The sequence below is a fragment of the Sandaracinobacteroides sp. A072 genome, from assembly GCF_052616365.1.
Window position 1 is genome coordinate 330,781 of the sequence record NZ_JBQXGU010000002.1, and the last position, 25,706, is coordinate 356,486.

The following is a 25,706-nucleotide window of genomic DNA, read 5'->3' on the forward strand; positions in this document are numbered from 1 at the left end:
CCCCGCCCAGATGGCGGATCAGGGATGGCGGATCAGGGGTGGCCGTTCAGCATTGGCGGGCGACAGTCGCCATCAGTGCCTCGGTAGACGGGTCGAACCCGTCCCCCTCGCCGGCGGCCAGCCGGCCGGCCACCTGCTTCCCGAGTTCCACACCCCACTGGTCGAACGGATTGACCCCCATCAGCACCGCAGCCGAAAAGGTGCGTGCTTCATAATAGGCAAGCAGCGCCCCCAGCCTTTCGGGTGTCAGGCGGTCGAGCAGGATGGTGGCTGACCCTCGATTGCCGGGAAAGCTTTTCGCCCGCGCCAGCGCTTCATCGCCGCCGGCCTCGGCAAGCGCTTCGTCAGGCGTGCGGCCACGCAGCAGCGCTGCGCCCTGCGCAAAGCAATTGGCCAGCAGCAGCCGGTGATGCACCGCGTCCAGCCGATGCCCGGCTGTGGCCACAGCCACGAACTCGACCGGATCAGCGTGGCTGCCCTGGTGCAGAAGCTGGAAGACCGCATGCTGGGCATCGGTGCCCGTGCCGCCCCAGGTGATGGGCGCAGTCGGGAAGGGCAGCGGCGTCCCGTCGTGTGCGACAGACTTGCCGTTCGATTCCATCTCCAGCTGCTGGAGATAGGAAGGCAGCAGCCGCAACCGTTCGTCATAGGCAAAGATGGCGCGTGTCGGCCGGCCGAGGAAACAGGCCTGCCACACATCGGCCATCGCCCCCATCACTGGGGCATTGGCGTCCAGCGGCGCTTCCAGGAAATGCCGGTCCATTGCATGTGCGCCATCGAGAAGCGCCTCGAACGCATCCGGGCCGCAGCGAAGGGCAAAGGGCAGGCCCACCGCCGACCAGAGCGAATAGCGCCCGCCCACGCTTTCATCGAAGGGCAGGATCTCGGCAATGCCGAGCGCGCGCGCCCTTTCGGGCGCCGCCGTCACGGCAATCGTGCGCGCGATGGGGTCAGCGACCCGCCCGGCCTTCAGCCAGGCAAGCGCCGTGTCGAGGTTGGTGCGCGTTTCCTGGGTCGTGAAGGTCTTGGAAACGGCGACGATCATGGTGTGCGCCGGATCGGCCTCGGCAAGGATGCGGGCAAGCGCCATGCCGTCGATGTTGGAGGCGATGTGGATCCGCGGGCCGTCCCCGCTGTCCCCCAGCGCATCGACAAGCAGGTTCGGCCCGAGGGCCGAGCCACCGATTCCGACATGGATGATGTGGCGCACCGGCCCGAACGCGCCCGTTCGCACGCGGCGCGCGAGATCGAGAAGCGCTGCATGCCCGCCCCTTCGGGCAGGATCCCGCAGGCGCATGTGCGTTGCCGCCCGCCCTTCCGATTCATTGACGATGGCGCCTTCGGCAAGCCGCGCCCGCCAGCCGGCAAGGTCGGCCTGCTCGGCGAGATCCTTGAGGGCGGACAATAAAAGCCGGTCGAGCGGGAGTTTCGCATAATCGAACCGGATGCCGGCCACTTCGGGCGCCATGCGCGAAAGCCGCTCCGGTTCCTGCGTAAAAAGCGCGGCGATGCGGGGGAGTGGACGGCGCGCCAGCATCTCGAGCGCGGACCATGCAGGCGTCTGGTGCGGAAGCATGACCCCACCCTAGCCGATCGCAAGAGGCCACGCGACTGCTGTCGCAGAGATTGACATTTCTTCACGAACCACGCCCTTTCCCCGTCGGTGCTCCCGTTGATGCCTCCTGAACGGCAGGCACTTCTTGACAGCAGGCCGCCCACGGCGCAGCGCCCGGGCAGATGATACGCGCAGCATCCACATTGCCCGGCACAAGCCTGCGCCTTGTCCTGCTCGCCATTCTCGCCGGGCTGGCGGTGCGCATGCTCGTGGGCCAGCCCTATCGGGTGGATTCCGCCTCCATGGCGCCCACGCTTCTGCCCGGCGACCATGTGCTGGGCCAGCCCCTGGCGCCCGCCAGCCTGCCAGGAATGGCGACAGCCGCCTTCGCCGGCAGCCGGCAGGCCCTCTCCATCCGCAGGGGGGACATCATCCTGTTTGCCGGAGCGGACGGGCGGCACTATGTGAAACGGGTGATCGGCATAGGCGGAGACGATGTGGCCCTCCTGAGGGGCGAAGTGCGGCTGAACGGCCGCGCCCTGCCCTGCTGGCCGGAAGGCCCGGGCCTGTGCCGCGAACAGATGCCGGACGGACGCAGCCACATCGTTGCCGACCGCGCGGGCGGGCCGTTCGCCGATCATCCCGGAACCCGCATTCCGCCCGGCCATTATTTCGTGCTGGGGGACAATCGCGGCGACAGCATCGACAGCCGCCTGCCACGTGCCGCAGGCGGACCGGGGCTGGTGGCGGCGTCGCAGCTGACCGGCCGCGCCGAAAGACTTTTCCTGGGCTGGCGTGGTGGCCGGCCCGTCGTGGGGACACGCCTTGACTGATCAGAAAACCGCCCGAGAAAGGCTGAAAGCCGGCGCCTCGGCCGGGCCGCGCCCGCGCCGCAAGCCCGCGCCCCCCACGCCTGACCCGATTGCCGAGGACGAGCGGATGGACGGCCCGGCGGAATGGGCGGAAACGCAGCTGGGCGCCAGCTTCCGCAACCGCGCCATCCTGCTCACCGCCCTGACACACAAGAGTTTCGGCCGCGACAATTACGAGCGGCTGGAATTCCTCGGCGATCGCATCCTCGGCGCGGTTCTGGCAGTCTGGCTGTTCGAGCTGTTCCCCGATGAAAGCGAAGGCAAGCTGACCCGGCGCATGGCGCGGCTTGCCAGCCGCGAAACCTGCGCCCGGATCGCGCGCCGGCTGGGCGTGCCGGGTCAGGTTCGGCTGGGGCCGCAGGCCCGCTCCGATGGCGGCGCCGACAGCGACAACATCCTCGGCGACGTGATGGAAGCCCTGATCGGGGCAGCCCATCTGGATGGCGGCCCAAGGATGGCCAATGCGCTCATCCGCCTTGCCTGGCAGGATGAAGTCGCCGCCATTTCCGAAGCGCCCAAGCACCCCAAGTCCGAACTGCAGGAATGGGCGGCCTCGCGCGCGCTCCAGCCCCCTGTCTATCGCCTGCTGGGCCGCACCGGCCCGCACCACAATCCCCGGTTTCAGGTCGAACTGACCATCGCTCCCCTGCCCCCGATCCTTGCCGAAGGCGCGTCGAAGCAGGAAGCCGAAACGCTTGCCGCAAAGGCCTTTCTGGATGCCCATGCCAACTGATCGCTCCACCGGTTTCGCGCCGGAATCCGCTTCCGGGCCCACGCGCTGCGGCGTTGTCGCGCTGATCGGTGCGCCCAATGCCGGCAAATCGACCCTTGTGAACGCACTTGTCGGCCAGAAGGTCGCGATCGTGTCGCCCAAGGTGCAGACAACCCGCGTCCGCCTCACGGGTGTCGCCATCGAGGGGCAGGCGCAGCTTCTGCTCGTGGATACGCCGGGCGTCTTCAGCCCGCGCCGCCGGCTGGACCGGGCGATGGTGCAGAACGCCTGGGAAGGCGCAGCCGATGCCGATGTCGTTCTGGCGATCGTCGATTCGAAGGCCGGCCTGCGGGGCGAGGTGAAGGAGCTTCTCGAAGCCATCGCGCAGCGGCCGGAGCCGCGCTGGCTGGTGCTCAACAAGGTGGATGTTGCCGACAAGGCCCGCCTGCTGGAAATCGCGGCCGAAGCCCACCGCATCGCCCCCTTCGATGAAACCTTCATGGTATCGGCCCTTTCGGGCGATGGCGTCGCCGATCTGAAGGCGGCGCTGGCACGCGCCGTGCCCGAGGGACCATGGCTGTTCCCGGAAGACCAGCTTTCGGATGCGCCGGCACGGATGATGGCGGCCGAACTGGTTCGGGAGCAGCTGTTCCTGCAACTTGGGCAGGAACTGCCCTATGCCACCGCCGTCCATTGCGAGAAGTTCGAGGAGCGGCCCGACGGCTCGGCCGCAGTCCACGCGCAGATCCTTGTCGAGCGCGACAGCCAGAAAGGCATTGTCGTCGGCGCGCGCGGGGCGCGGATCAAATCGATCGGCGAAGCGGCCCGGCACGGAATGGAGGATCTTCTCGGCCGGCGCATCCACCTGTTCCTGCACGTGAAGGTGCGGCCGGGCTGGGCGGAAGACCGCCATGTCTGGCGCGACCTCGGCATGGACTGGGTGGACTGACACGGGCGCCGGCGGCGGCTGGTGGAATTTTCCGACGAAGCCATCGTCCTCACCCTGCTGCCCCATGGCGAGCATGGCGCGATTGTGCGGTTTCTCTGCCTGTCAGGTGGCCAGTCGGATGGCCAGTCAGGCGGCTTGCGGGCGGGCTTTGTGCATGGCGCGCATGGAAAGGCGCGGCGGGCCATTTTCAGCCCCGGCAACCGGGTTGCCCTGAAGCTGAAGGCGCGCGCCGAAAACTCGCTTCCTGTGGCAAGCGCGGAGCTGGTCGAAAGCCGCGCCCTTCTGGCCTTCGATCCGGCGGCGGCGGCGCTTCTGCACTGGCTGACGGCCCTTACGGCGGCCGCCCTTGCCGAATGCGTGGCCCACCCGCGGCTTGCCCGGGCGCTCGATGCCCTGCTTTCGGGGCTTGGCGCCGGGCTTCAGGGGGAAGATGCGCGTGCGGCCCTTGCCCGCTATGAGCTTCTGCTGCTGGAAGAGGAAGGTTTCGGCCTCGATCTTGCCAGCTGCGCGCTTGACGGGCCGGCGGACGATCTCGGCCATGTCAGCCCGCGCAGCGGTCGTGCCGTGAGCCGCGCGATGGCGCATGGCCAGCCATGGGAAAAGGCGCTGCTGCCGCTGCCACCCTTTCTGCTGCGGGGCGGAAAGCCCGGGCCGGGCGAAGCGGACCAGGCGCTTGCCCTGTCAGGCCATTTCCTCGCCCGCCACTGGCTGGCCGACCCGCGCCTCGACCGGCTGCGCGCCCGTGCGCTTGCAAGAACGGCGCAGGCCTGAGCCGGGCCGGAAACCGAAGCCAAAACAGGGCAGGAACATCGCAAGAACGGTTGGCAGAGGGCGATGCAGCATCTAAAGCCAGAGCCATGAGCGACGAGACCGGAATCATCGAGGCACCCTTTGAATCCGCCCTGTCCGAACGCTATCTCGTCTATGCCCTGAGCACGATCACCGCCCGCTCGCTGCCAGACGTGCGCGACGGGCTGAAACCGGTGCATCGCCGCCTTCTGTGGGCGATGCGCCTTCTGAAGCTTGATCCCGCCTCGGCGCCCAAGAAATGCGCCCGGGTGGTGGGTGACGTGATCGGCAAATACCACCCGCATGGCGACACGGCGGTCTATGATGCGCTGGTGCGCCTCGCGCAGGATTTCTCGCTGCGCTATCCGCTGGTCGAAGGGCAGGGAAATTTCGGCAACATCGACGGCGATAACGCCGCCGCGATGCGCTACACCGAAGCGAAGCTGACGAAAGCGGCCATACTGCTGATGGAAGGGGTGGACGACGAGACCGTCGGCTTCCGCCCCACCTACAATGGCGAGGAGGAAGAACCGGAAGTCCTGCCGGCGGCCTTCCCCAACCTGCTCGCCAACGGGGCGACCGGAATCGCCGTCGGCATGGCCACATCCATTCCGCCGCACAATGTCGCGGAAATCGCAGCAGCAGCCACGCTGCTCATCGATGACCCGGCCACCAGCCTCGTGGACCTCATGGCCCGCATGCCCGGCCCCGATTTCCCTACTGGTGGCCTCATTGTCGAGCCGCGCGACAGCCTGATGGAAGCCTATGCCACGGGCCGCGGCGCCGTCCGCCTGCGCGCCCGCTGGGAACAGGAGGAACTGGGCCGCGGCACCTGGTCGATCGTGATCAGCGAAATTCCCTGGGGGGTGCAGAAATCCCGCCTGATCGAGCAGATCGCCGGCCTCATCGCGGACAGGAAACTGCCCATCCTCGAGGATGTCCGCGACGAAAGCGACGCGCAGATCCGGCTGGTGCTGGAACCGCGCTCGCGCAATGTCGACCCGCAATTGCTGATGGAGAGCCTGTTCCGGATGACGGATCTGGAAACCCGGATCTCCATCAACCTGAACGTGCTGATGCCCGACCGCACGCCCCGCGTCCTCGGCCTCAGGGCGCTGCTGACGGCATGGCTCGACCACCGGCAGGATGTGCTTGTCAGGGCGAGCCGGCACCGCCTTGCCGAGATCGCCGGCCGGCTGGACCTGCTGACAGGCTATATCATCGCCTATCTCAACCTCGACGAGGTGATCCGCATCATCCGCGAGGAGGACGAGCCGAAGCCCGTGCTGATGGCGCGCTTCGAGCTGAACGACCGGCAGGCCGAAGCCATCCTCAACATGCGGCTGAGAAGCCTGCGCAAGCTGGAGGAGATGGAGCTTCGCCGCGAGCAGGAGCGGCTGCTGGAAGAACAGGCCCAGCTCGACGCCCTGGTCGGATCGCCCGCCCGGCAGAAGACGGCCCTGAAGAAGCAGCTTGCAGCCCTGATGAAGGATTATGGCGGCGGCACCGAGCTCGGCCGCCGCCGCACCGATTTCGGCGAGGCGCCCTCAAGCATCCAGATCAGCCGCGAGGCGATGATCGAGCGCGAGCCGCTGACGGTGATCCTGTCGCAGCGCAACTGGATCCGCGCGCAGAAGGCCCACGCCGATCTTGGCGCCCTTGACGGGCTGAAGTTCAAGGAAGGCGACGGGCTGGCGCTCGCCTTTCACGCCGAGACGGTGGACCGAATCCTCGTAGCGGCGTCCGGCGGGCGCTTCTTCACGGTTTCGGCCCATGAACTGCCCGGTGGGCGCGGCTTTGGCGAACCTCTGTCGCTGATGGTCGATTTCCCGGCCGGCGAGGAAGTGGTGGCGGCCTTCCCGGTGAAGGCAGGCCAGAAGCTGTTGCTGGCAGCAAGCGACGGGCGCGGCTTCCTGGCCGAAGCCGAGGCGCTGCAGGCCGAGACGCGCAAGGGCCGGCAGGTGATGAACCTGAAGGGCGACGCGCGCCTCGCCATCGTTCACCCGGTGGGCGAAGGGCATGACCATGTCGCCATCATCGGCGAGAACCGGAAGCTTCTGGTCTTCCCGATCGATGGCCTTCCGGTCATGGCGCGCGGTCAGGGGGTTGCGCTGCAGAAATACAAGGACGGCGCCCTGTCCGATGTCATCACCCTCAGGATGGAGGATGGGCTGAGCTGGAAACTGGGCGGCGACAGCGGCAGGGTCCGCACCGAAAGCGACCTCACGCCATGGCGTGGCTGGCGCGCCGGCGCCGGTCGCCTCGCACCGCAGGGCTTTCCGAAGGACAACAGGTTCCAGCGCCCGTCATGATGCAATGCCAATGAATAGGCAGGCAGTGGCAAGGAGGGGGCAAGCATGATCTGGAAATCACGTCGCCCGGGGGCCGTGACACTGCTCGCCATGGGCATGGCGACGTCGCCGGCGCTCGCCGGGGCCGACGAAACCGGCAAGGACGAATGGTCGTTCAATCTGGTGCCTTATGTCTGGGCAGCGGGCGCCGAAGGCAGCCTCTCCCACCGGGCTTTGCCGCGCGGCGTGGAAGCCGGGCTTGGCTTCCGCGATATCTTCGAGCGCCTCGATGTCGGCGGCATGCTTGCCTTCGAGGCACGGCGCGGCCGCACGGGCATCCTGCTCGATGCGCTCTACGTCAGCCTGTCCGATGAAGGGCGGCTTCCTGTCATAGGCCTGCCTGTCGATGCCGGTGCGCGCACCTTCACCGGCCTTGCGGCCATCCAGCACCGGGTGGTGGATCAGGGCCGCGGCTCGCTCGACCTGCTGGCCGGCGTTCGGCTCTGGTCGGTCGAAAGCCGGCTTTCCTGGAATCTGCCAGCCGGCGCGCCGTTGCCGCCGGGCATTCCCGCCACCTACAGCGGCAAGGAAAGCGCCACCTGGGCTGATGCCATGGCAGGCGCCAAGGCCAGTGTCCGGCTAAGCTCCGGGTTCAGCCTCAATGCGATGGCCATGTTCGGCGGCGGCGGCTCCGGCTTCAGTTCCGATGCCATGCTGTCGCTCGGGGTCGCCGTCACCCCCGGCACCAGCCTTCTCGCCGGTTATCGCTACCTCAACACCAGCTACCGCAGCGACAGCGGCTACAGCTTCGATACCAGCCTGCACGGGCCTGCCATCGGTGTGGGCCTGCGTTTCTGAATCAGTGCAGGCATCGTTGAAAATCTTGCTGAACCACCTTTGGCTGTATCTGGCCCTCCTGCTTCCCACGATGGCGGTAGCCGCTCAGTCGCCTGTGGATCCAGCGCCGCCCTACAGCCTGCCGGGAACCGAGGTGCACGCGATCAGGGCAGCCGCCCTGCAGCGTGATTACACGCTGATGGTGGCGCTTCCCCCCGGCTATGATGCCAGTGCCGAACGCCGTTACCCCGTGCTCTTCACGACAGACGCACCGACCAGCTTCGCCCTCATTCGCGCCATGCATCTGCGGCTCAGGGCTGGCGGGCGCGGGCTGGAGGATGCCATCATCGTCGGCCTTGGGGATGCCGCGGGCGATAGCCGGCAATACAGCCGCCGGCGCGATTATACGCCCAGCCCTCATGGCGACATCGACGCCCGCTCCGACATGCCGGGCCGCCCTGTCCGCTATGGCGAGGCGGATGGCTACATGCGCCACCTGCGCGACGAGGTCTTGCCCTTCCTGGAAGCGCGCTACCGCATCGATCCGGCACGGCGCATCTATGCCGGGCACAGCTATGGCGGCCTGTTCGGCGCCCATGTGCTGCTGAGCGAACCGCGCCTGTTTTCCCGCTACATCCTCATCAGCCCATCGCTCTGGTATGGCAGGCGGCTGATGATCGCGCGCGAACGCGGCTACGCCCTTCGCCACAAGGACCTGCCGGCCGAAGTGCTGTTCATGATCGGCGGCGAGGAAACCGTGCCCGACCCGGATACCGAACCGCATGCCAGCGCACGCCACGCCATGGTGGAAGACATGGAGGAACTGGCGCGTAACCTGCGTGCACGCGGCTATCCTTCGCTGAAGCTGGAGACACGCATATTCCCCGGCGAGGATCATGGCTCCGTCTATGTGCCGGCCATCCGCGCGGGGCTTGAATGGGCGCTTCCCGGCACGGGCAAAGTGCCGCACCAGCCCTGCCTTGATGCAGCCGGAAAGCCCGTGCAGCACTGCCGCGTGCCCTGGGCGCCGAAGGATGCGCATGAGGAAGCAACAGAAGCGGTTGCCGATCTGCCCGGGCAGGATTGAACCGGCAGATACGATGCCACATGGCTTCCCATCAGTCTTTGGCGGTGCCAGACTATGTAAACAGGCCCTCAAGGAAGGGCCGTGCGCAAACAGGGGGATACGGATGACAGGCAACAGGCTTATGTGGGCGCTGATTGCGTCGCTGGTGGCGGCGCCGGCAACCCAGGCCGCTGAATCGGCAGAGGGCGCGGAAGCAACCCTGTTCCGGCAGGTCCGCGTCTTTGACGGAGTCAGCGCGCGCCTGTCCTCGCCCACCGATGTCCTTGTGCGTGATGGCAGGATCGCCGCCATCGGCGGCGCCATGGACGCCAGTGGCGCCCGCGTGATCGAGGGGCAGGGCCGCACCCTGATGCCCGGCCTGATTGACGTGCATGTCCACCTGACCTTTTCGGCGCTCTCCGAAGCCGATCTGATGTCGCCGGACCTCACGCCCGCCAAAGCCGAGGCGGCAGCCGCGGCGGAGGCCGAGCGCATGCTGCTGCGCGGCTTCACCAGCGTGCGCGACATGGGCGGCCCCATCTTCGGGCTGAAGGCCGGGATCGACAGCGGGCGCTACAGGGGGCCACGCGTCTGGCCCTCGGGCGCGACCATCAGCCAGACCTCGGGACATGGCGATTTCCGCCACCCGCACGAACAATCCCGCCGTTTCTTCGGCAAGCCCTCGCGCGCGGAACAGCTGGGCGCCACCTTCATCGCCGACGGGCGTGACGAAGTGCTGACGGCCACGCGCGAGAATCTGCGCTTCGGCGCCAGCCAGATCAAGCTGATGGCGGGCGGCGGATCATCCTCCGCCTATGATCCCATCGACGTGACCCAATATCTGCCCGAAGAGCTTTCCGCGGCCGTCGCCGCCGCCGAGGACTGGGGCACCTATGTCACGGTGCACGCCTACACGCCGCGCGCCGTACGCCGGGCCGTGGAAGCCGGCGTGAAATCCGTCGAGCATGGACAGCTTCTGGATGAGGAAACGATCCGCCTGATGGCCGAACGCGGTGTCTGGCTGTCGCTGCAGAACCTGGCGGCGCCGCCAGCGAACGACCCGCCGGAGCGGCTGGCCAAGAAGATGGAAGTGCGCAAAGGCTCCGACCAGGCCTGGGCGCTGGCCAAAAAACATGGCGTGAAACTGGCCTGGGGCACGGATTTCCTTTTCCACCCCGAGATGAACGCCAACCAGAACAGCTATATCCTGAAGCTGACCCAGTGGTTCACGCCGGCTGAAACGCTGAAGATGGTAACGCACGACAATGCGCGCCTTCTGGCACTTTCAGGCCCGCGCAACCCCTATCCGGGCGACCTCGGCGTGGTGAAGACAGGCGCGCTCGCTGACCTCATCCTCGTCGATGGCGACCCGATCGCGGACCTCTCTCTGGTGGCGCAGCCCGGGAAGGCCTTCCTCGTCATCATGAAGGGCGGAAACATTGTGAAGGGTGAGGCGCTGGCGGCATCGCCGCGCTGATCAGCGCTTGCCGCCCCTGGCCCGCATCTTTCCCCATTTGTTGGTGCGGGTGCCGGGCCGGCCGGCATCCGCCCTGCCCCGCACGGGGGCGGCCTGCCCGGTCGGGATTCCCAGTTCGTCGGCTTCCAGCCGCCGTATCTCGTCCCGCAGGCGGGCGGCTTCCTCGAACTCGAGGTCCGCCGCTGCCTTCTGCATCTTCTTTTCCAGCTCGGCGATATAGGCCTTCAGATTGTGGCCGACGAGATGCGGCGTGTCCTCGTCGATTTCGACGGTCAGATGGTCCTTCGCCGCCACATGGCCAACAACATCGGCAATCGCCTTCCTGACAGTCGTCGGGGTGACGCCATGCGCCATGTTCCAGGCGACCTGCTTTTCGCGGCGGCGCCCGGTTTCGGCCAGCGCGCGCTCCATGCTGCCGGTGCGGTGGTCGGCATAGAGGATCACGCGCCCCTCGGCATTTCGCGCCGCCCGGCCGATGGTCTGGATGAGTGAGGTTTCCGAACGCAGGAAGCCCTCCTTGTCGGCATCGAGAATGCAGACAAGGCCGCACTCGGGGATGTCGAGGCCCTCGCGCAGCAGGTTGATTCCCACAAGGACATCATAGACCCCCATGCGCAGGTCGCGGATCAGCTCGATGCGTTCGAGCGTCTCCACGTCGGAATGCATGTAGCGCACCTTGAGGCCGGCCTCGTGCAGGAACTCGGTCAGGTCCTCGGCCATCTTCTTGGTGAGCGTGGTGACAAGCGTGCGATAGCCCTTGGCGGCCGTTGCCTTTGCCTCGGCGATCAGATCATCCACCTGGTCCTCGACAGGGCGGATATCGACCGGCGGGTCGACAAGCCCGGTCGGACGGATCACCTGCTCCACGAATACGCCGCCGGTCTGCTCCATCTCCCACCGGCCGGGCGTGGCCGATACGCAAACGGTCTGCGGCCGCATCAGATCCCATTCCTCGAACTTCAGCGGCCGGTTGTCGACACAGCTGGGCAGGCGGAAGCCATATTCGGCAAGCGTGACCTTCCGCACACGGTCTCCCCGGGCCATGCCCCCCACCTGCGGCACGGTCACATGGCTTTCATCCACGAACAGCAGCGCATTTTCCGGCAGATATTCGAACAATGTCGGCGGCGGCTCTCCAGGCAGGCGGCCAGTCAGGAAGCGGCTGTAATTCTCAATCCCGGCACAGCTTCCCGTGGCGGCGATCATCTCCAGGTCGAAGTTAGTGCGCTGCTCAAGGCGCTGCAATTCCAGCAGCTTGCCTTCGGCTTCCAGCTCCTTCAGCCGCTCGGCCAGTTCATGGCGTATGGCTTCGGTTGCCTGCTTCAGGGTCGGGCCGGGGGTTACATAATGGCTGTTGGCGTAGATTTTCACACTGTCCAGGCTGGCGATGCGGTTGCCTGTCAGCGGGTCGAACTCGGTGATGGCCTCTATCTCCTCTCCGAAGAAGGAGATGCGCCAGGCCATGTCTTCATAGTGGCTGGGGAAGATTTCCAGCGTGTCGCCCTTCATGCGGAAGCTGCCGCGCACGAAGTTCATTTCATTGCGCTTGTATTGAAGGGCGACGAGCTTCCGCAAGATTTCGCGCGGGTCGTGACTGTCGCCCTTCTTCAGGCTGAAGGTCATGGCCGAATAGGTCTCGACCGAGCCAATGCCGTAAAGGCAGGATACGGAGGCCACGATGAGCACGTCGTCGCGTTCCAGCAGGGCGCGCGTGGCCGAATGGCGCATCCGGTCGATCGCCTCGTTGATCGAGCTTTCCTTCTCGATATAGGTGTCGGTCCGGGGCACATAGGCCTCCGGCTGGTAATAATCGTAATAGCTTACGAAATATTCGACAGCATTGTCGGGAAAGAAGCTCTTGAACTCGCCATAGAGCTGGGCGGCAAGGATCTTGTTGGGGGCAAGCACGAGTGTCGGGCGTTGCAGTTCTTCCACCACCTTCGCCATGGTGAAGGTCTTGCCTGAGCCGGTAACGCCCAGAAGAACCTGGTCGCGCTCTCCGGCGCGGGCCTGCTTCACGAGTTCGGCAATGGCGGCTGGCTGGTCGCCAGCCGGCTCATAGTCGCTCTTCAGAATGAAACGCTTCCCGCCTTCGGACTTTTCCGGCCGCTGGGGCCGGTTGGGGACGAAACCATCGGGAAGAGGTATCTCGTCGAGCGAGGTGCGGATGACGATGCCCATGGATTGCTATCTAGTGATGGCGGAGCAGGATGGCGAGGGGCGCGGTGATCGACAGCCAATGGGCCGCAGCATGGGCCAGCGCGACAAAATCAGGCCTGTTCCGGGGCGCGACGGGGGGCTAAAGCAGCCTCATGCCGTTCGACATTCCCTGGTATCTGGGCATCCTGCTTTTCGTCGCCACCGTGCTGGGCATGGAGGTGGTGGCGATTCTGGGCCACAAATATGTGATGCACGGGCCGGGCTGGTTCCTGCACAAATCCCATCATACGGCACGTCAGGGCTTCTTCGAAGCGAACGACTGGTATGGCGTGATGGGGGCGGCGGTTGCCATCAGCCTGTTCTGGCTGGGCGTGCAGGAAAACTGGGGCAGCTTCTATGTCTGGCTGGCCGGCGGCATCACCGCCTATGGCGCCATCTATTTCGGCTTCCATGACATCATCGTCCACCGCCGCATCGAAACCGGCTATGTGCCGCGCTCAGCCTACATGAAGCGCATCGTGCAGGCGCACCGTCTGCACCATGTGGTGGAAAGCCGCGACGGCACGGTTTCCTTCGGCTTCATCTGGGCGCCCCCCATACAGGCGCTCAAGCGGCAGCTTGCCGAGAATGCCCGCACGGGCAAGGCTGTTGTGCGCGAAAACCCCGTGGGCCGGAACATGGCAGGCGGCATCGACTGAAATCAGGCCTGCGAAGCAGTTTGCGGAAGAGGCCTTGCGGGTCAGCTGAAGTCCGGAGTCCACAGGCCGCTGCGGTCGGCGGAGGTCGAAACGCCGATGTTGCGCTTCCACAGCGCCTCGGGCGCGGCAAGGGCCACCGCGATCAGCTTGTCGCGGCGGCGGGTGTAGGCACGGCCTTCAAGCGCGAGCGGGCCGGCATCCCGCACCTTGCGGCCGATGTCGCCATAGATGTGTGCAGCAGACAGCACCGCCCAAGCCTGCCGGTTGCGCAGCGCCGGCACGCCATGGGCGGCAGATGCCTCGTATCGCTCGGCAAGATCAACGAGGCGCGTCACAACGCGATGCAGGGCGGCACGGTTTTCGGGGCGGTCGTGGGTTCCGGCGGTCAGCCCTTCCTCCGCCAGCCAGTCCGCGGGCAGATAGCAGCGGCCGCGCCCGGCATCTTCCGCAACATCGCGGGCGATATTGTTCAGCTGGAAGCTGAGGCCGAGATCGGAGGCGCGCGACAGCGTCGCATGATCGTCTGGCGACACCCCCATGACAATCGCCATCATCACGCCCACGCAGCCGGCAACATGGTAGCAATAGGTCAGCAGGTGGTCGATGTCGCGCACCGGCTTCCAGTCCACGTCCATGCGGAAGCCTTCCAGCAGGTCATGCGGATAGCGGGCGGGCATCTCCGTCTCGCGGGCGACCCGGGCGAGCGCATCGAAGGCGGGCTCGCCAGTCGGCGCGCCAGCCAGCGCCTTGTCGGTCAGGTCGCGCAGCCGGTCCAGGCGCTGATGCGGGGTGCCACCCCATGCGCCGGCCCAGTCATGGCTGCCCTCCCCCAGATACTGGCCGTCGATCACATCGTCGCAATGGCGGCACCAGGCATAGAGCAGGGTCGCACGGTCACGCGTGGGACCGTCGAACAGGCGGCTGGCAAGCGCGAAGCTTCTTGACCCCTTTGCAATGGCCTCCTGGGCCGCGGACAGGACATTGTCCTCAGTCATTCCGCTGCCTGCAGGGACGGCCCGCCATTGCTGCCCGCCTGCGGATATTCGGCGCCAAGGTCCGAAAGCATGAGCTTGGCGGTTGCCTTTGCAGACCCGACGACCCCTGGAATCCCGGCCCCCGGATGGGTGCCGGCGCCCACGAAATAGAGATTCTTCAGCACATCGTCCCGGTTATGGGTGCGGAAATAGGCCGATTGCCACAGCACCGGCTCCAGGCTGAAGGCGCTGCCCAGATGGGCGTTCAGCTCGGTGCGGAAATTCTCGGGCGTAAAAGTCCGCATAGTGACGAGATTGTCGCGCAGGCCCGGGATCAGCCGCCGCTCGAGATAGGCGAGGATGCGGTCGGCATAGGCTGGTGCGACCGAATCCCAGTCGGCCGGGAACTTGCCCAGATGCGGCACCGGGGAAAGCACATAGAAGGCCGAGCAGCCATCGGGCGCCATCGACGGGTCGCTCGCGGTCGGATGGTGGAGATAGAGCGAGAAGTCCTCGGCCAGAACGCCGTTGCTGTAGATGTCGTCCAGCAGCTCGCGGTAGCGCGGGCCGAACAGGATGGTGTGGTGGGCCACCTGCGGCTGCGGCGCCTTGAGGCCGAAATAGGTGACGAAAAGCGAGGGCGAGAAGCTGCGCCGCTGCATCGACTTCGACATCTTCGACCCGCGCGGATGATGGCCCAGCAGATCCTTGTAGGTGTGGACGACATCGCCGTTGGACGCGACGGTATCTAATTTCAGTTCCGTGCCGTCGGCCAGCGTCACGCCCATCACATGGCCGGCGGCGGCCTCGATCCGCGCCACCTTCTGGCCCATGCGCACTTCGCCGCCAAGATCGGTGAAAAGCTTCAGCAAGCCCCTGACCAGCGCATGGGTGCCACCGCGCGGGAACCAGACGCCCCATTTCTTCTCCAGCGCGTGGATCAGGGCATAGATGGAGGATGTCTTGAACGGGTTGCCGCCCACCAGCAGCGTGTGGAAGCTGAACGCCTCGCGGAGTTCAGGGTCCTCGATGAAGCTCGACACCATCGAATAGACAGACCGATAGGCCTGGTAGCGCATCAGGCTGGGCGCGGCTTCGAGCATGGAGCGGAAATCGAGAAACGCTTCATGGCCAAGCTTCTGATAGCCTTCACGGAAAACATTGTCCGAGAATTCCATGAAGCGCTGATAGCCCGCCACATCCCTGGGGTTCTTGGCGGCGATCTGGCGCAGAAGCTCCGGCTCGTCGTTCGAATAGTCGAAGCTGTTCCCGCTTTCCCACATCAGCCGGTAGAAGGGCGAGACCGGCATCAGGTCGACATAATCGGCGATGTCCCGGCCAGACAGGGCGAAAAGCTCTTCAAGGCAGCTCGGGTCCGTAATCACGGTCGGCCCCGCGTCGAAGACGAAACCCTGATCCTCATAGACATAGGCACGCCCGCCGGGCTTGTCGCGCGCCTCGATCAGGGTTGTGCGGATACCGGCCGATTGCAGGCGGATGGCAAGCGCCAGCCCGCCAAAGCCCGACCCGATCACTGCTGCCGTTCGCTCCATCGCCTGTCAGCCCTTCATGATGGCCCGCACCGCCCGGTGGACGGGAATGGGCGGCTTGCCCATCAGGATGCGTGCCTTGTCTTTCCAGTTGCTATGGCCAGCATAGAAGCGCGCGACAAGGCGCGCATCCAGCCGGTAAAAACGTTCCAGCACCTGCCGCCGCTCGTGCGGGGCCGCGGCGCGGAACAGCATGGTATTGAGAAGCCTGTAGAAACCCCGGTCTTCCCAGGTCTTTATGGCATGGGCGCGCACTGCGCGGTCGATTGCCGCGCCCGAAAGATCGGGCAGTGCTGCAACCTTCAGCGCCAGGCGCACCGCATCGGGGAAGCTGTAGCCCGTGACAGGGTGGAAAAGCGCCGCCGCCATGCCGATGGGCGCGATGCCATCGGGCGCATGGCCAAGATGCGCGCGGATATCGCCGCCGATGGCGATCGGCAGCACGCCGTCCTCGTCGCGTATGATGCGCTTCACGCGCCAGCCCTGCGCCCGGGCATAGGCATGCACCCTGTCGGCCACGGCCGCACGATCGAGCACCGGGCCATCGGCATAATAGGTGTCCTCGACAAGGGCCGTGGTGGGGCTGAACGGCAGGGTATAAAGGAAGCGGTAGCCATCCTCCTGATCGACGGTCGCGTCCATGATGACGGGGCCGGAAAGCCCGTGCGGCGCCTCAAGCTCCAGTTCAAGCCCGACAAACTTCTGGAACCCGAGGTCGAGCGCACCAGTCGCCCGCTGGCCGCGGGCATCCAGGACAGCGCCGGCCGAAAGCCGCCGCCCATCTTGCAGAACGATGCCATCGGGCGCCATTTCCGCAACACGGCAGCCAGTGAAACATGCCCCGGCCGGCAGGATTTCCCGCATGGCCGCATTCAGCCGTTCGGATGTGGCGGATTGATAGACGGCATCGACATGGCGGCGATGCCCGGGAAAGCGCACCTCATAGCCGCGCCAGCGGTGCGCAACGACCCGCTCCGCCAGCGCCTGCCCTTCCGCAGACTGGTCGCTTTCAAAGCTCGACCATGTGTGGTTGCCCCCGAAGGATGGCCCCTCCTCCACTATCGCCACCGAAACATCGGGCCGGTGGCGGGCAAGGGCCAGCGCCACGAGGCCGGCGGAAAGGCCCCCGCCAGCCAGCAGGATATCGAAATGCGGAGATGACCTGCGCGCGCTTGCCACGCCAACGCCTCTAGCCCGAAGCGCGGTCGCCGGCTAGGTGAAACGCATGCTTGCGCTCGCGTCCCCTGCCCTTGCCATTTCCGTCGCGGGCATGTGCCTGATCGTCATCGCACGCTATTTCGCCACCTCCGGCCTGTTTGCATGGGCGGCACGCCGCATCCGCCCCGAAGTCTATGCGCCGTCCGATCCGAAAAAGGCCGCCCGGCTTTCCCGGCAGGTGCGGCGGGAAATCGGCTGGTCGATCACGGCGGCGCTTTTCTATGGCGTGCCGGCGGGCGTCACCGCCCATCTGTGGCTGAACCACGGCATGACACGCATCTACATCGATCCGCACGCCATGCCGCTCTGGTGGATGCCGGTTTCGGTCTTCCTCTATCTCTTCATCCATGATGCCTGGTTCTACTGGACCCACCGCGCCATGCACCACTGGCCCTGGCTGTTCCGCAAGGCCCACGCCGTGCACCATGAAAGCCGCCCGCCCACGGCCTGGGCCGCCATGGCCTTCCACCCCTGGGAGTCGCTGTCGGCCGCCTGGCTGGTGCCGGCGCTGGCCTTCCTCATTCCCATCCATGCGGGCGGGCTGATGCTGGTGCTGCTGGTGATGACCTTCTTCGGCGTCACCAACCACATGGGGTGGGAAATCTTCCCGCGCCGCTGGGTCGAGGGATGGTTCGGGCGACACATCATCTCGGCCTCGCACCATCATCTGCACCACAGCCAGTATCTGTCGAACTACGGCCTCTATTTCCGCTTCTGGGACCGTCTGTGCGGAACCGACAAGGGCCTGAGCGACGAACTGCTCAGACCGCGAGAGCGGCAGCGATAGCCTCTTCCACCGCCTCGACCGGGCGGCTGGCATCGATGCGGTGAAAGCGCCGGTCCGCCGCCGCCAGCGCCGCAAAACCTTCGCGCACGCGCTGGTGATAGGCCAGATCAAGCTGCTCGAACCGCTGTTCGGCGACGCCCCCCGTCGCCAGCCGCCGGGTGGAGCGGGCCAGCCCCTCTTCCACCGGCAGGTCTAGCCAGAGCACGGCATCGGGCCACAGGCCGCCGGTGGCGAAGTCATGGATCGCGTGCAGCACGTCCATCGGCAGGCCCTTGCCGTGGCCCTGATAGGCAAGCGTCGAATGCACGAAGCGGTCGCACAGCACCGTGCGCCCCGCCTCCAGCGCCGGGCGGATCAGGCGCGCCACATGGTCGGCGCGCGCCGCGCTGACCAGCAGGGCATCCGTCTCGGCCACCCAGCGCCCGGCCTCGCCAGTCACGAACAGCTGGCGGATTTCCTCGGCGCCCGGCGTGCCGCCCGGCTCGCGGGTTTCCACCACATCTTCACCGTGCGCGCGCAGCCGTTCGGCCAGCCGCCGGATCTGCGTGGATTTGCCGGCCCCCTCGCCGCCCTCGAAGGCGATGAAACGGCCCCGTGCCGCCGCTATCACCACCGGGCCGGCCGCGCATCGGCGTAGCCAGCAGCGCGCACTTCCCACAACAGCGCATCGAAACGGTCCGCCGGCACCGGCCCGATGCGCACGCGCCACAGGCCACCAGGCGCGGGCACGGCCGCCGAAGGACCGTAATCCGAAAGCACCGATGCCAGCGCCCGCGCCCGCCCCTCGTCGGACAGGGCCGCCACCTGGATGAAGCTGCCCGCGACCGGGTTTTCCGCCCTGCTCGGCGCCGGCGCAATGGCCGGCGCGGGCAGAGCCGCCGCCATGGCAAGCGATGCCGGCACACCACCGGCCTGAATCGGCACGCCGGCTGGCTGCGTTGCGGCAGTGGCGGCGGGCGCGGCAGCGCGGTTGGCCGGCGCGGTGGATGCCACCTGCACCTGCGCGGGGCGCTGGCCGGGCAGCATGGGCGGTGTCACGCGCGCCCAGTCCCCTTCGGGAAAGACGCGTCGCACCCGCACGCGGGCAAGGCCTGGCCTGTCCACCCCCAGAAGCTGGGCCGAACGGCGCGACAGGTCAATGATGCGGCCATCGACGAACGGCCCGCGATCATTGATCCTGACAGTCAGCTTGCGGCCATTGTCGAGATTATGGACCTCGACCCAGCTCGGCATCGGCAGCGTCTTGTGCGCGGCGGTCACATCATCCTGATTGTAGGTCTCGCCATTGGCGGTGGGCTTGGCATGAAAGGTCGGGCCATACCAGCTGGCGATCCCCACCTCGTCATAGGCGCGGTCGTCGCCCGGCACATAGGTCTTGCCGAAAACGGCATAGGGCTTGCCGATCTTGACGCCCGGGGGCGCCACCGGGGCCTTTGTGGCGGAACTGGCTGCCGGCGCCTTTTTCGGCCCGGAAGCACAGGCTGAAACAACAAGCGCCATGCCCAGCGCCAGCGGAAGCGCAAGCCTGCCCGCCAGGCCTCGATCCTGCCGATGCCGTCTGTGCGTTTTGGTGCAGGCCAACATTTCGTCGCAGGCGATCATTTCGTCGCAGGCTCCAGGGCATTGGCCAGCAGGCCGACGGACAGGGCATAGAAGTTGGAACAATTATAGGCCATCAGCGCCCGATAGCTGCGGGTTGTCAGGAATGCACCCTCGCCCGGCCCGTCAGGCTCCACCAGCGTCATTTCCACCGTGTCTGCCGGCCACAGGGCGTTCAGCGGCCGGAAGCCAAGCGCACGCCATTCGACCGCCGTCATCCAGCGGCTGTGCCGTTCCAGCGGGCGGATGCAGCTTTTCGGTGGCTCCGGATTGACGACCGATGCGCGGTCGAAATCCCGCGGCACACCAACGCGAAAGCCCCAGCCAACACCGGGCGCCCAGCCATTTTCCTTCAGATAATGGGCGATGGAGGCAAAGGCATCGGGCGTGGAATTCCACAGATCGACACGCCCGTCGCCATCGCCATCACGCGCCAGCGCCAGATAGGAACTGGGCAGGAACTGGGACTGGCCGAAAGCGCCCGCCCAGCTGCCGGTCAGCTGCGACCGCGCCGCCCGCCCCTCACCCACGATGCGGACCAACGCATCCAGCTCGCGGGTGAACAGGGCTTCGCGCCGGCCATCGAAGGCAAGCGTCGCAATGGCCGATGGCAGGTCAAAGCCCCCCATCACGCGGCCATAGCTGGTTTCCATGCCCCAGATGGCCAGGATCACTGGCGCGGGCACGCCTGTATCGGCCGAAATCCGGGCAAGCGCATCGGCATGAAGCGGCGCGCGTTCGCGCCCGTCGGCGATGCGCTGCGGGGTCAGCTGGCGCTGGAGGTAATCGGCAAAGACATTGCGGCGGCCACTGTCATCGGGCTGGAACCGGTCAAGCTCCACCACGCGCGGCACATAGCGCGCGCCCTCCAGCGTCGCATCGAGCCAGGCCGGGTCCAGCCCGCGCGAAACGGCGGCAGCCTTGTAGTTTTCGAGCCAGACCGGAAAAGCCGCTTCCGGCTGCGTGACATCGGCCCCGGCCGGCGCGGACAAGGCAAGGACGGACAGCAGCGAAAGCGGTGCGGCAAGGCGGGCAAGATGCATCAGAAAAGGCATTTTCCAACAGTGCCACAGGCGGACTCCCGCGTGAATCCCCTTTCGCCCGCCCTCACCCCCGGCCCACCGCATTGCAAGCAGCCGCTCCGCCGGATAGGGAGGCGCGACATGGCACGCCAGCCGCGCGGAAGGGTGGCAGAGTGGTCGATTGCAGCGGTCTTGAAAACCGCCGATGTGCAAGCATCCGTGGGTTCGAATCCCACCCCTTCCGCCAATAAAAACAAAGCTCTATTTATTTTGAAGGGCGTGCTGGCAGCTTGGAGAAACCAGGACTTCCAAGGAAGCAGTCCTGCGAATTGAGGGTAAAGCCGCTATCAGCAACGCCCGACGAGACGAGACCGTGCAGGAGGCCGCCGCCTCTGAATCCTCGGGAGCCTGTAAGGGTGGACTTACGTCGTGCCGGTTGAGCCGACCCGCCCATAAGGATTGCATATGCTTGGCGCGCCGGCACGACTAACTCTGTTTTTGTCGGAGATCACGAAAGCGCCCTGCCCAAACAGAGGTGAGGCGTGAGCGCCCGCAGCCTCTAGGAGCGAATAGCCTCGGACCAGAACGGCTGGCTAAAGCGCAGGTAGCGGTTGCCAGCCGCTCCGCCTGATCACGCGTGGCGGGGCGGAGCGTTGTCCAGCACCAAATTCCGGCACCTGCCATATGCGAATGCCGGATGATGAGGCGATGTCCCCTGCAGCCATCGCCACGCCAAGGCAGCCCGCCGAACCGGCTTCACCTTAGGCCATCATGAAACCAGCGGCACTCAGGATTCACCTCAGCTGTTCAGCAGTTCCTCGCAGACCTGTTCGACCGGGGGTTCGTTCTCGGCCATGGCTTCCACCGCCTGCATCGGACCGCGCATGATGCGCAGGATATATTCGCGCGTCATGTCGCTGCGCTCGGCCGCATCGACCGTATCAGGCACGAAGGCCTCGATGTCGGCGCGGGTGATCGTGCCCTTGCGTTCCAGCAGCCGCTCCACCGTATCGAGACGGTGGCGCATGACCGATACCTCCCCCACGAGGGCCAGCAGCACGGAATAGAAGACATCGTCTTCCGGCTCGTCGAAGAAGGAGGGGCGTTTGCCCTTGGGCTTGCGGTTGGCCAGCGCCATCCAGTCGATTTCGCGCTCCGTCACTTGGGTTCGACTCCCTTCCATGCGCCATAGGCGTGCCAGGCTGCCGCGCGGCCGTGATCTTCGGTTTCGTCGGTGGGCGCCTCCGGAAAGATGGAGCGATCCACCACCGCCTTCACGCCGGTGACGAACAACTCTTCCGCCTTGAAGCCGGCCTCGATCATTTGCTGTTTCAGGTCCAGCGCATGCATGGCTGACCAGAAGGGCTCATTGTTGTTGAAGGCATCCCAGTCGCGGATGAACTGCTCATAGAGCGGCATGTCATCGCTGTACTGCGGCTGCTCGAGATGCAGCATCAGGCCATGCTCGCCAAGCACCCGATACCCTTCCCGGATGATCTTCGGCAGCGCCTTGCCGCTCAGTTCGTGCAGGAACATCGTGGTCTGCACCCAGTCGAAATAGCCGTCATCCCAGCGGGAAAGATCTTCGGCGTTCATCTGGATGAAGGTGATGTTCGTGGCGCCCAGCGCCTGCGCGCGGGCATGGCCATAGCGCAGCGAGGCCGCTGCCGTGTCGATGGCGAAGAATTCGGTCTCGGGGAAGGCCAGCGCCAGCGGCACGACATTGTGGCCGATGGTTGAGCCGAGATCGAGCATCCGGCGCGGCTTCCAGCCCGGATAATTCTTCTGCACCCACTGCGCGATCGCCTGGCCGCCGCCATCGGAAAGCCCGCCCAGTGCGCCGCCCGTGGTGGCGAAAAGGCCGGCATCGTAATTGGCGCCTGCCGACACATCGCCCGGGCGCTCCTCGCCATGGTAGCTGCCGGGCATGCAATGAATGTCCACAGCCGACTGATAATGCGGCACCTCGACAGAGGGATCGAGTTGCAGCGTCGCCTTGCCCTCGTTCAGCCGGCGCGCCTTTGCGTCAAGTTCGTCGAGCTGGCGCAGCACCATCGCCCGCCCGTTCTGCTGGCGCATTTCCATGGAGTTGCGCCGCGAGGCCGACCAGAGCTGATGGAAGGGATCCCGGTTCATCGCGTTGCGGATCTCGAACCGGTCCTTCGGGTCGCGACCGTGGGTCGCGCGGAAGGCCGGCAACACACGGCCCTCATACGCCATCCTGTTGCCCGGCCCAAGATTGCCGGAAAGCACCTTGTTGAAATGCGCCAGAAAGTCGAAGCGGGCCGCCTCGTCGTGGCTGGCCACCGGCATCATCTCGTGCCGCGTGACAGCGCGATAGGGCGGCACCATGTCGGGACGCTTGTTGCTCATATCAGGCCTTCCTTCACCATGCGTTCTATGGTCTGCTCCTGCACTCTCAGAAACATGTCGCGGTCCGGCACGACAATGTCATTGCCCTTCATCAAGGAATTGGCCGGCTGCGGCGACTGGCCGGCATAGGTGGCGGCAAAAAGCTCCAGCCGCTGCCGGGCCAGGAAATTCGTCATCGACGGCTTGCGACGATGGGCGCGAAGACCGGCGATGTCGATGTCGGCAAAGGCGGTGAAGGTCTCGCCTGTGCCGGATTCCGCGATCACCCTGCCCTTATAGTCGACAACCATCGAATTGCCGTCAGCCGAGGCGAAAGGCATGGCCGAAAAATCTATCCCTGCGGTGTTGGCCGAGACGACATACGCCAGATTTTCCTGGGCACGGGCGCGCTTTGCAATATCCTTCGGGGTATCGATGGGCGAGCCGATCTCGGAAGAGCTGTGCGCGAAGACCTCTGCGCCCCGCAGCGCAAGCGCGCGTGCAATCTCGGGGTAAAGTATCTCTTCCGAGGCGATCGCCGCCAGATTGCCGATTTCCGTCCTGGCCACGGGGAACACGCCATCGAGGCCATAGATGTCGAGATATTTCGACCAGACATCATGCGGCGTCGGCGCGAACATGGAGTTCAGGCGGCGATACCGAAGCACCACCTCGCCCGCGGGGGAAATGATGAAGCAGGTCTGGAAATAGAGCTTCGGAAAGTGCGGATCGGCCTCATAGGCGTTTCCGGCGATGAACATGCCGAGACGCTGGGCCATGGCGCCCAGGGCCTCATATTCCGGTCCGTCGATCTCCAGCGCCGCCTTCTCGGCGAAATCGGGAATGGAAATGCGCCCGGGGTAGCTGGTGAGGAGATATTCCGGCAGCACCGCAAGCCTGACGGGGCTGCCGCCATATTGGGCAATGAAGATTGCCGAGGAGCGGATCTTGGGCTCCAGCGTTTCGATCATCGCCGCCATCTGCCGCCGTGCCGACGCGCGGTCCGGCGACTTCTCTACGGACTGCGCGGCAAGCTGCATGGCCACGGCTGAATAGGGCTTGATCATGGCCGCCTGCGTTTCGCCCCCGGCATTCGCGTTCATTGTCTTCTGTCCTTCATCATCCATGCCCGCCGAAGCCGCCAGCAGTTCGCCTGGCCGGCCGGCCAGGCCGATGCCGGCGGAAATGACCGCCGATGCCAGAAGATGCCTGCGGCTGACCATTGGCCTGTCCTCTAGAGACCCAGAGCGCCCGGGTTCATCAGCCCGCGCGGATCAACCGCCTTCTTCAGGCTGACAAGAAGGGCGTCCGCTGCCGGATCAAGGCTGTCGCGATAGCGATAGGTGCGCGCGATCTGGAAATGGGTGGCGCCATGCTCGAACAACAGGTCGACGATGGCCTGCTTCAGGTCCTGCACCGTTTCCCAGATCTCGGGGTCGTGCGGATGGTCCGGCAACTTGGAAAGATGGGCGGCCTCGACGGTTGCGTCGATCAGCGGGTTGCGTGTGTCGGGCCAGTAGAGGCAGGGCTCGATCACGATTCCCGCCCCGCCAACCATGGCAACCAGGGTTCCGGGATGAATGCCGAGCCTTTCCATTCGCTCCGCATTGTCTGCGAAAAGCGCCTCGACCGCATCATAGAAGGCCTTGGCCCTGCTGTGTGGCAGCAGGCCATGGATTGGCGCCCAGCGCTCGCCCTGTGGGCCAACCATCGAGTTGAGCGGACCAAACGGATTGGCGCGCACGATCTTGGGAATCGTGTTCTCGACTTCCTTGCCGCCCGCCCTGGCGACGATCGCACGGGCGGTGGCGATGTCTGCGTCGGCTGTATGTTGCTCCCGTGCTTCCGCCATGACGTGCATGGAGAATTGCGCATCCTTCAGGAAGTTACGCCCGGCCGCGACGACCCTGGCGCCTTCCTTCAGGGCCTTCAGCACCGAACCCTGCTTCTTCATCATGCCCACCAGTTGCCTGGCATCGCTGGCGAGGCTGTCGCGCTGCATGCGTATGGCATTGAGGCGCGGATCAAAGCCGAAACATTCCGTGGCAATGCCGGCACGCTCGATGGCGCTCATGGCCTCGATGACCTGGGCGTGGGTTTCAAAGGTGAAGCTGGCGTAGCCATGGGCACGCGCTTCCGGAACAAGGCGCAGCGTGATGGTGGCCTTCACCCCGAGTGCCCCGGTATCGCACAGGAAAAGGCCTGTCAGATCGGGTCCATAGGGCCGGGCATGACGACTGCCCGTCTTCATGATGCTGCCATCGGCGAGCACCACGTCGAGCGAGACACAGCTGAGCGCTGCCGTTCCATGGCGGCCCGTGCCCCAGAATATGGCATTCTGGCTCATGCCACCGCCAACTGTGGCGTGCAGCCCGGAAAGCGAGCCCCAGAAAGGCGTCCTCAGGCCGCGCGGCTGCAGTGTCTCGTATAGCTTTGCCCAGGTGCATCCAGGTTCGACCGTCACGGTCATGTCGGTCTCGTTGATGTCGAGCACGCGGTTCATGGCTGCCGTATCGATCAGCACAGCACCGGGCGCCGGTGCGGTGTAACCACCCGTATAGCTCATCCCGCCGCCACGCGGGATCACCATGTGGCCACGATCCGTGGCGACGCGCACTGCTGCCGCCAGGGCTTGCGTGTCATGCGGGCGCACAACGGCTGCAAGGTCCGCGCCACGCGAGTAGATGTCGTGGGCATAGAAATCGAGAGAAGCCTTGTCGGTCAGCACTTCGGCGCCTCCGGCGCCAAGCGCCTCGATCAGGCTGGTTTCGGCAAGCGTTGCCATGACAGTCCTTTCA

Annotated in this window: 22 protein-coding genes and 1 tRNA gene; 11 read left to right on the forward strand and 12 right to left on the reverse strand. The window is 65.7% G+C overall.

From position 1 onward, the window contains the following. Window positions 1-46 precede the first annotated feature (46 nt). Window positions 47-1,576, reverse strand: coding sequence for a glucose-6-phosphate isomerase (pgi, locus tag ACUJ46_RS07545; protein WP_445389852.1), 1,530 nt, complete (start codon window positions 1,574-1,576; stop codon window positions 47-49). A 161-nt stretch (window positions 1,577-1,737) separates the two neighbouring features. Here pgi and lepB point away from each other — a divergent pair, with 161 nt between their 5' ends. The 8 genes from lepB (at window position 1,738) to ACUJ46_RS07585 (ending at window position 10,548) form a co-directional block, all read left to right on the forward strand. Next, window positions 1,738-2,388 (forward strand): signal peptidase I, encoded by a 651-nt coding sequence (lepB, locus tag ACUJ46_RS07550; protein WP_445389853.1) that lies wholly within the window; start codon window positions 1,738-1,740, stop codon window positions 2,386-2,388. Then, on the forward strand, window positions 2,381-3,160 hold the full coding sequence (gene rnc, locus ACUJ46_RS07555; RefSeq protein WP_445389854.1) for a ribonuclease III: 780 nt from the start codon (window positions 2,381-2,383) through the stop codon (window positions 3,158-3,160). The genes lepB and rnc overlap by 8 nt, the downstream gene beginning before the upstream one ends. Next, window positions 3,150-4,088 (forward strand): GTPase Era, encoded by a 939-nt coding sequence (gene era / locus ACUJ46_RS07560; protein ID WP_445390145.1) that lies wholly within the window; start codon window positions 3,150-3,152, stop codon window positions 4,086-4,088. Before rnc ends, era begins: the two co-directional genes overlap by 11 nt. Window positions 4,089-4,109: 21 nt before the next feature. After that, window positions 4,110-4,859: a DNA repair protein RecO gene (gene recO / locus ACUJ46_RS07565; protein WP_445389855.1), complete on the forward strand. Its 750-nt coding sequence runs from the start codon at window positions 4,110-4,112 to the stop codon at window positions 4,857-4,859. An 86-nt stretch (window positions 4,860-4,945) separates the two neighbouring features. Further along, a complete protein-coding gene (gene parC / locus ACUJ46_RS07570; RefSeq protein WP_445389856.1) occupies window positions 4,946-7,189 on the forward strand; it encodes a DNA topoisomerase IV subunit A in 2,244 nt (747 codons plus the stop codon). Window positions 7,190-7,234: 45 nt separating this feature from the next. Then, the gene (locus tag ACUJ46_RS07575; protein ID WP_445389857.1) at window positions 7,235-8,026 is read left to right on the forward strand and encodes a hypothetical protein; all 792 of its coding nucleotides are present in this window, start codon (window positions 7,235-7,237) and stop codon (window positions 8,024-8,026) included. A 70-nt stretch (window positions 8,027-8,096) separates the two neighbouring features. After that, window positions 8,097-9,092, forward strand: a complete 996-nt coding sequence (locus tag ACUJ46_RS07580; protein WP_445389858.1) for an alpha/beta hydrolase — start codon at window positions 8,097-8,099, stop codon at window positions 9,090-9,092. A gap of 103 nt (window positions 9,093-9,195) precedes the next feature. Beyond that, window positions 9,196-10,548, forward strand: a complete 1,353-nt coding sequence (locus ACUJ46_RS07585; protein ID WP_445389859.1) for an amidohydrolase family protein — start codon at window positions 9,196-9,198, stop codon at window positions 10,546-10,548. Here the strand turns inward: ACUJ46_RS07585 and uvrB are convergent, their stop codons facing one another. After that, a complete protein-coding gene (gene uvrB / locus ACUJ46_RS07590; protein WP_445389860.1) occupies window positions 10,549-12,729 on the reverse strand; it encodes an excinuclease ABC subunit UvrB in 2,181 nt (726 codons plus the stop codon). It abuts the gene before it with no gap. Between the two features lie 131 nt (window positions 12,730-12,860). Between uvrB and ACUJ46_RS07595 the strand changes: the two genes are divergently transcribed. Continuing rightward, complete coding sequence (locus ACUJ46_RS07595; protein ID WP_445389861.1) at window positions 12,861-13,406, forward strand: sterol desaturase family protein; 546 nt, start codon at window positions 12,861-12,863, stop codon at window positions 13,404-13,406. A 41-nt stretch (window positions 13,407-13,447) separates the two neighbouring features. Here the strand turns inward: ACUJ46_RS07595 and ACUJ46_RS07600 are convergent, their stop codons facing one another. From ACUJ46_RS07600 to crtY, 3 genes are read right to left on the reverse strand one after another with little or no spacing between them, the layout of a single operon-like run. Further along, on the reverse strand, window positions 13,448-14,401 hold the full coding sequence (locus ACUJ46_RS07600; protein WP_445389862.1) for a phytoene/squalene synthase family protein: 954 nt from the start codon (window positions 14,399-14,401) through the stop codon (window positions 13,448-13,450). Continuing rightward, the gene (locus ACUJ46_RS07605; protein ID WP_445389863.1) at window positions 14,398-15,933 is read right to left on the reverse strand and encodes a phytoene desaturase; all 1,536 of its coding nucleotides are present in this window, start codon (window positions 15,931-15,933) and stop codon (window positions 14,398-14,400) included. The genes ACUJ46_RS07600 and ACUJ46_RS07605 overlap by 4 nt, the downstream gene beginning before the upstream one ends. Before the next feature lie 6 nt (window positions 15,934-15,939). Beyond that, entirely contained in the window at window positions 15,940-17,109 is a 1,170-nt protein-coding gene (gene crtY, locus ACUJ46_RS07610) for a lycopene beta-cyclase CrtY (RefSeq protein ID WP_445389864.1), read from the reverse strand. 46 nt (window positions 17,110-17,155) lie between these two features. Here crtY and ACUJ46_RS07615 point away from each other — a divergent pair, with 46 nt between their 5' ends. Continuing rightward, entirely contained in the window at window positions 17,156-17,935 is a 780-nt protein-coding gene (locus ACUJ46_RS07615) for a sterol desaturase family protein (RefSeq protein WP_445389865.1), read from the forward strand. On the opposite strand, the gene tmk is transcribed toward ACUJ46_RS07615, so the two are convergent. The 3 genes from tmk to ACUJ46_RS07630 form a co-directional block, all read right to left on the reverse strand. Next, on the reverse strand, window positions 17,910-18,542 hold the full coding sequence (gene tmk / locus ACUJ46_RS07620; protein ID WP_445390146.1) for a dTMP kinase: 633 nt from the start codon (window positions 18,540-18,542) through the stop codon (window positions 17,910-17,912). The genes ACUJ46_RS07615 and tmk overlap by 26 nt on opposite strands. Continuing rightward, window positions 18,542-19,435 (reverse strand): septal ring lytic transglycosylase RlpA family protein, encoded by an 894-nt coding sequence (locus tag ACUJ46_RS07625; RefSeq protein WP_445389866.1) that lies wholly within the window; start codon window positions 19,433-19,435, stop codon window positions 18,542-18,544. The genes tmk and ACUJ46_RS07625 overlap by 1 nt, the downstream gene beginning before the upstream one ends. 98 nt (window positions 19,436-19,533) lie before the next feature. Further along, window positions 19,534-20,589 (reverse strand): lytic murein transglycosylase, encoded by a 1,056-nt coding sequence (locus tag ACUJ46_RS07630; protein ID WP_445389867.1) that lies wholly within the window; start codon window positions 20,587-20,589, stop codon window positions 19,534-19,536. A gap of 126 nt (window positions 20,590-20,715) precedes the next feature. Between ACUJ46_RS07630 and ACUJ46_RS07635 the strand changes: the two genes are divergently transcribed. Next, window positions 20,716-20,803, forward strand: a tRNA-Ser gene (locus ACUJ46_RS07635). 552 nt (window positions 20,804-21,355) lie between these two features. Here ACUJ46_RS07635 and ACUJ46_RS07640 read toward each other — a convergent pair. The 4 genes from ACUJ46_RS07640 to ACUJ46_RS07655 are packed head-to-tail and all read right to left on the reverse strand — an operon-like array spanning window position 21,356 to window position 25,693. After that, window positions 21,356-21,718: a hypothetical protein gene (locus tag ACUJ46_RS07640; protein WP_445389868.1), complete on the reverse strand. Its 363-nt coding sequence runs from the start codon at window positions 21,716-21,718 to the stop codon at window positions 21,356-21,358. Beyond that, window positions 21,715-22,929, reverse strand: coding sequence for a class I SAM-dependent methyltransferase (locus ACUJ46_RS07645; protein WP_445389869.1), 1,215 nt, complete (start codon window positions 22,927-22,929; stop codon window positions 21,715-21,717). Before ACUJ46_RS07645 ends, ACUJ46_RS07640 begins: the two co-directional genes overlap by 4 nt. Beyond that, window positions 22,926-24,131: a nitrilase-related carbon-nitrogen hydrolase gene (locus ACUJ46_RS07650; RefSeq protein WP_445389870.1), complete on the reverse strand. Its 1,206-nt coding sequence runs from the start codon at window positions 24,129-24,131 to the stop codon at window positions 22,926-22,928. Before ACUJ46_RS07650 ends, ACUJ46_RS07645 begins: the two co-directional genes overlap by 4 nt. An 11-nt stretch (window positions 24,132-24,142) precedes the next feature. Further along, on the reverse strand, window positions 24,143-25,693 hold the full coding sequence (locus ACUJ46_RS07655; RefSeq protein WP_445389871.1) for an FAD-binding oxidoreductase: 1,551 nt from the start codon (window positions 25,691-25,693) through the stop codon (window positions 24,143-24,145). Between the last annotated feature and the right edge of the window lie 13 nt (window positions 25,694-25,706).

Excerpts from the sequence above, each read along its gene's own strand:
- ACUJ46_RS07645 (WP_445389869.1), bottom strand. The coding sequence starts at position 22,929 with ATGAGCAACAAGCGTCCCGACATGGTGCCGCCCTATCGCGCTGTCACG.
- ACUJ46_RS07605 (WP_445389863.1), bottom strand. The coding sequence starts at position 15,933 with ATGGAGCGAACGGCAGCAGTGATCGGGTCGGGCTTTGGCGGGCTGGCG.
- ACUJ46_RS07585 (WP_445389859.1), top strand. The coding sequence starts at position 9,196 with ATGACAGGCAACAGGCTTATGTGGGCGCTGATTGCGTCGCTGGTGGCG.
- parC (WP_445389856.1), top strand. The coding sequence starts at position 4,946 with ATGAGCGACGAGACCGGAATCATCGAGGCACCCTTTGAATCCGCCCTG.
- ACUJ46_RS07650 (WP_445389870.1), bottom strand. The coding sequence starts at position 24,131 with ATGGTCAGCCGCAGGCATCTTCTGGCATCGGCGGTCATTTCCGCCGGC.
- ACUJ46_RS07600 (WP_445389862.1), bottom strand. The coding sequence starts at position 14,401 with ATGACTGAGGACAATGTCCTGTCCGCGGCCCAGGAGGCCATTGCAAAG.
- ACUJ46_RS07595 (WP_445389861.1), top strand. The coding sequence starts at position 12,861 with ATGCCGTTCGACATTCCCTGGTATCTGGGCATCCTGCTTTTCGTCGCC.
- ACUJ46_RS07625 (WP_445389866.1), bottom strand. The coding sequence starts at position 19,435 with ATGGCGCTTGTTGTTTCAGCCTGTGCTTCCGGGCCGAAAAAGGCGCCG.
- lepB (WP_445389853.1), top strand. The coding sequence starts at position 1,738 with ATGATACGCGCAGCATCCACATTGCCCGGCACAAGCCTGCGCCTTGTC.
- ACUJ46_RS07575 (WP_445389857.1), top strand. The coding sequence starts at position 7,235 with ATGATCTGGAAATCACGTCGCCCGGGGGCCGTGACACTGCTCGCCATG.
- ACUJ46_RS07580 (WP_445389858.1), top strand. The coding sequence starts at position 8,097 with ATGGCGGTAGCCGCTCAGTCGCCTGTGGATCCAGCGCCGCCCTACAGC.
- ACUJ46_RS07630 (WP_445389867.1), bottom strand. The coding sequence starts at position 20,589 with ATGCCTTTTCTGATGCATCTTGCCCGCCTTGCCGCACCGCTTTCGCTG.
- ACUJ46_RS07615 (WP_445389865.1), top strand. The coding sequence starts at position 17,156 with ATGCTTGCGCTCGCGTCCCCTGCCCTTGCCATTTCCGTCGCGGGCATG.
- pgi (WP_445389852.1), bottom strand. The coding sequence starts at position 1,576 with ATGCTTCCGCACCAGACGCCTGCATGGTCCGCGCTCGAGATGCTGGCG.
- era (WP_445390145.1), top strand. The coding sequence starts at position 3,150 with ATGCCAACTGATCGCTCCACCGGTTTCGCGCCGGAATCCGCTTCCGGG.
- uvrB (WP_445389860.1), bottom strand. The coding sequence starts at position 12,729 with ATGGGCATCGTCATCCGCACCTCGCTCGACGAGATACCTCTTCCCGAT.
- ACUJ46_RS07655 (WP_445389871.1), bottom strand. The coding sequence starts at position 25,693 with ATGGCAACGCTTGCCGAAACCAGCCTGATCGAGGCGCTTGGCGCCGGA.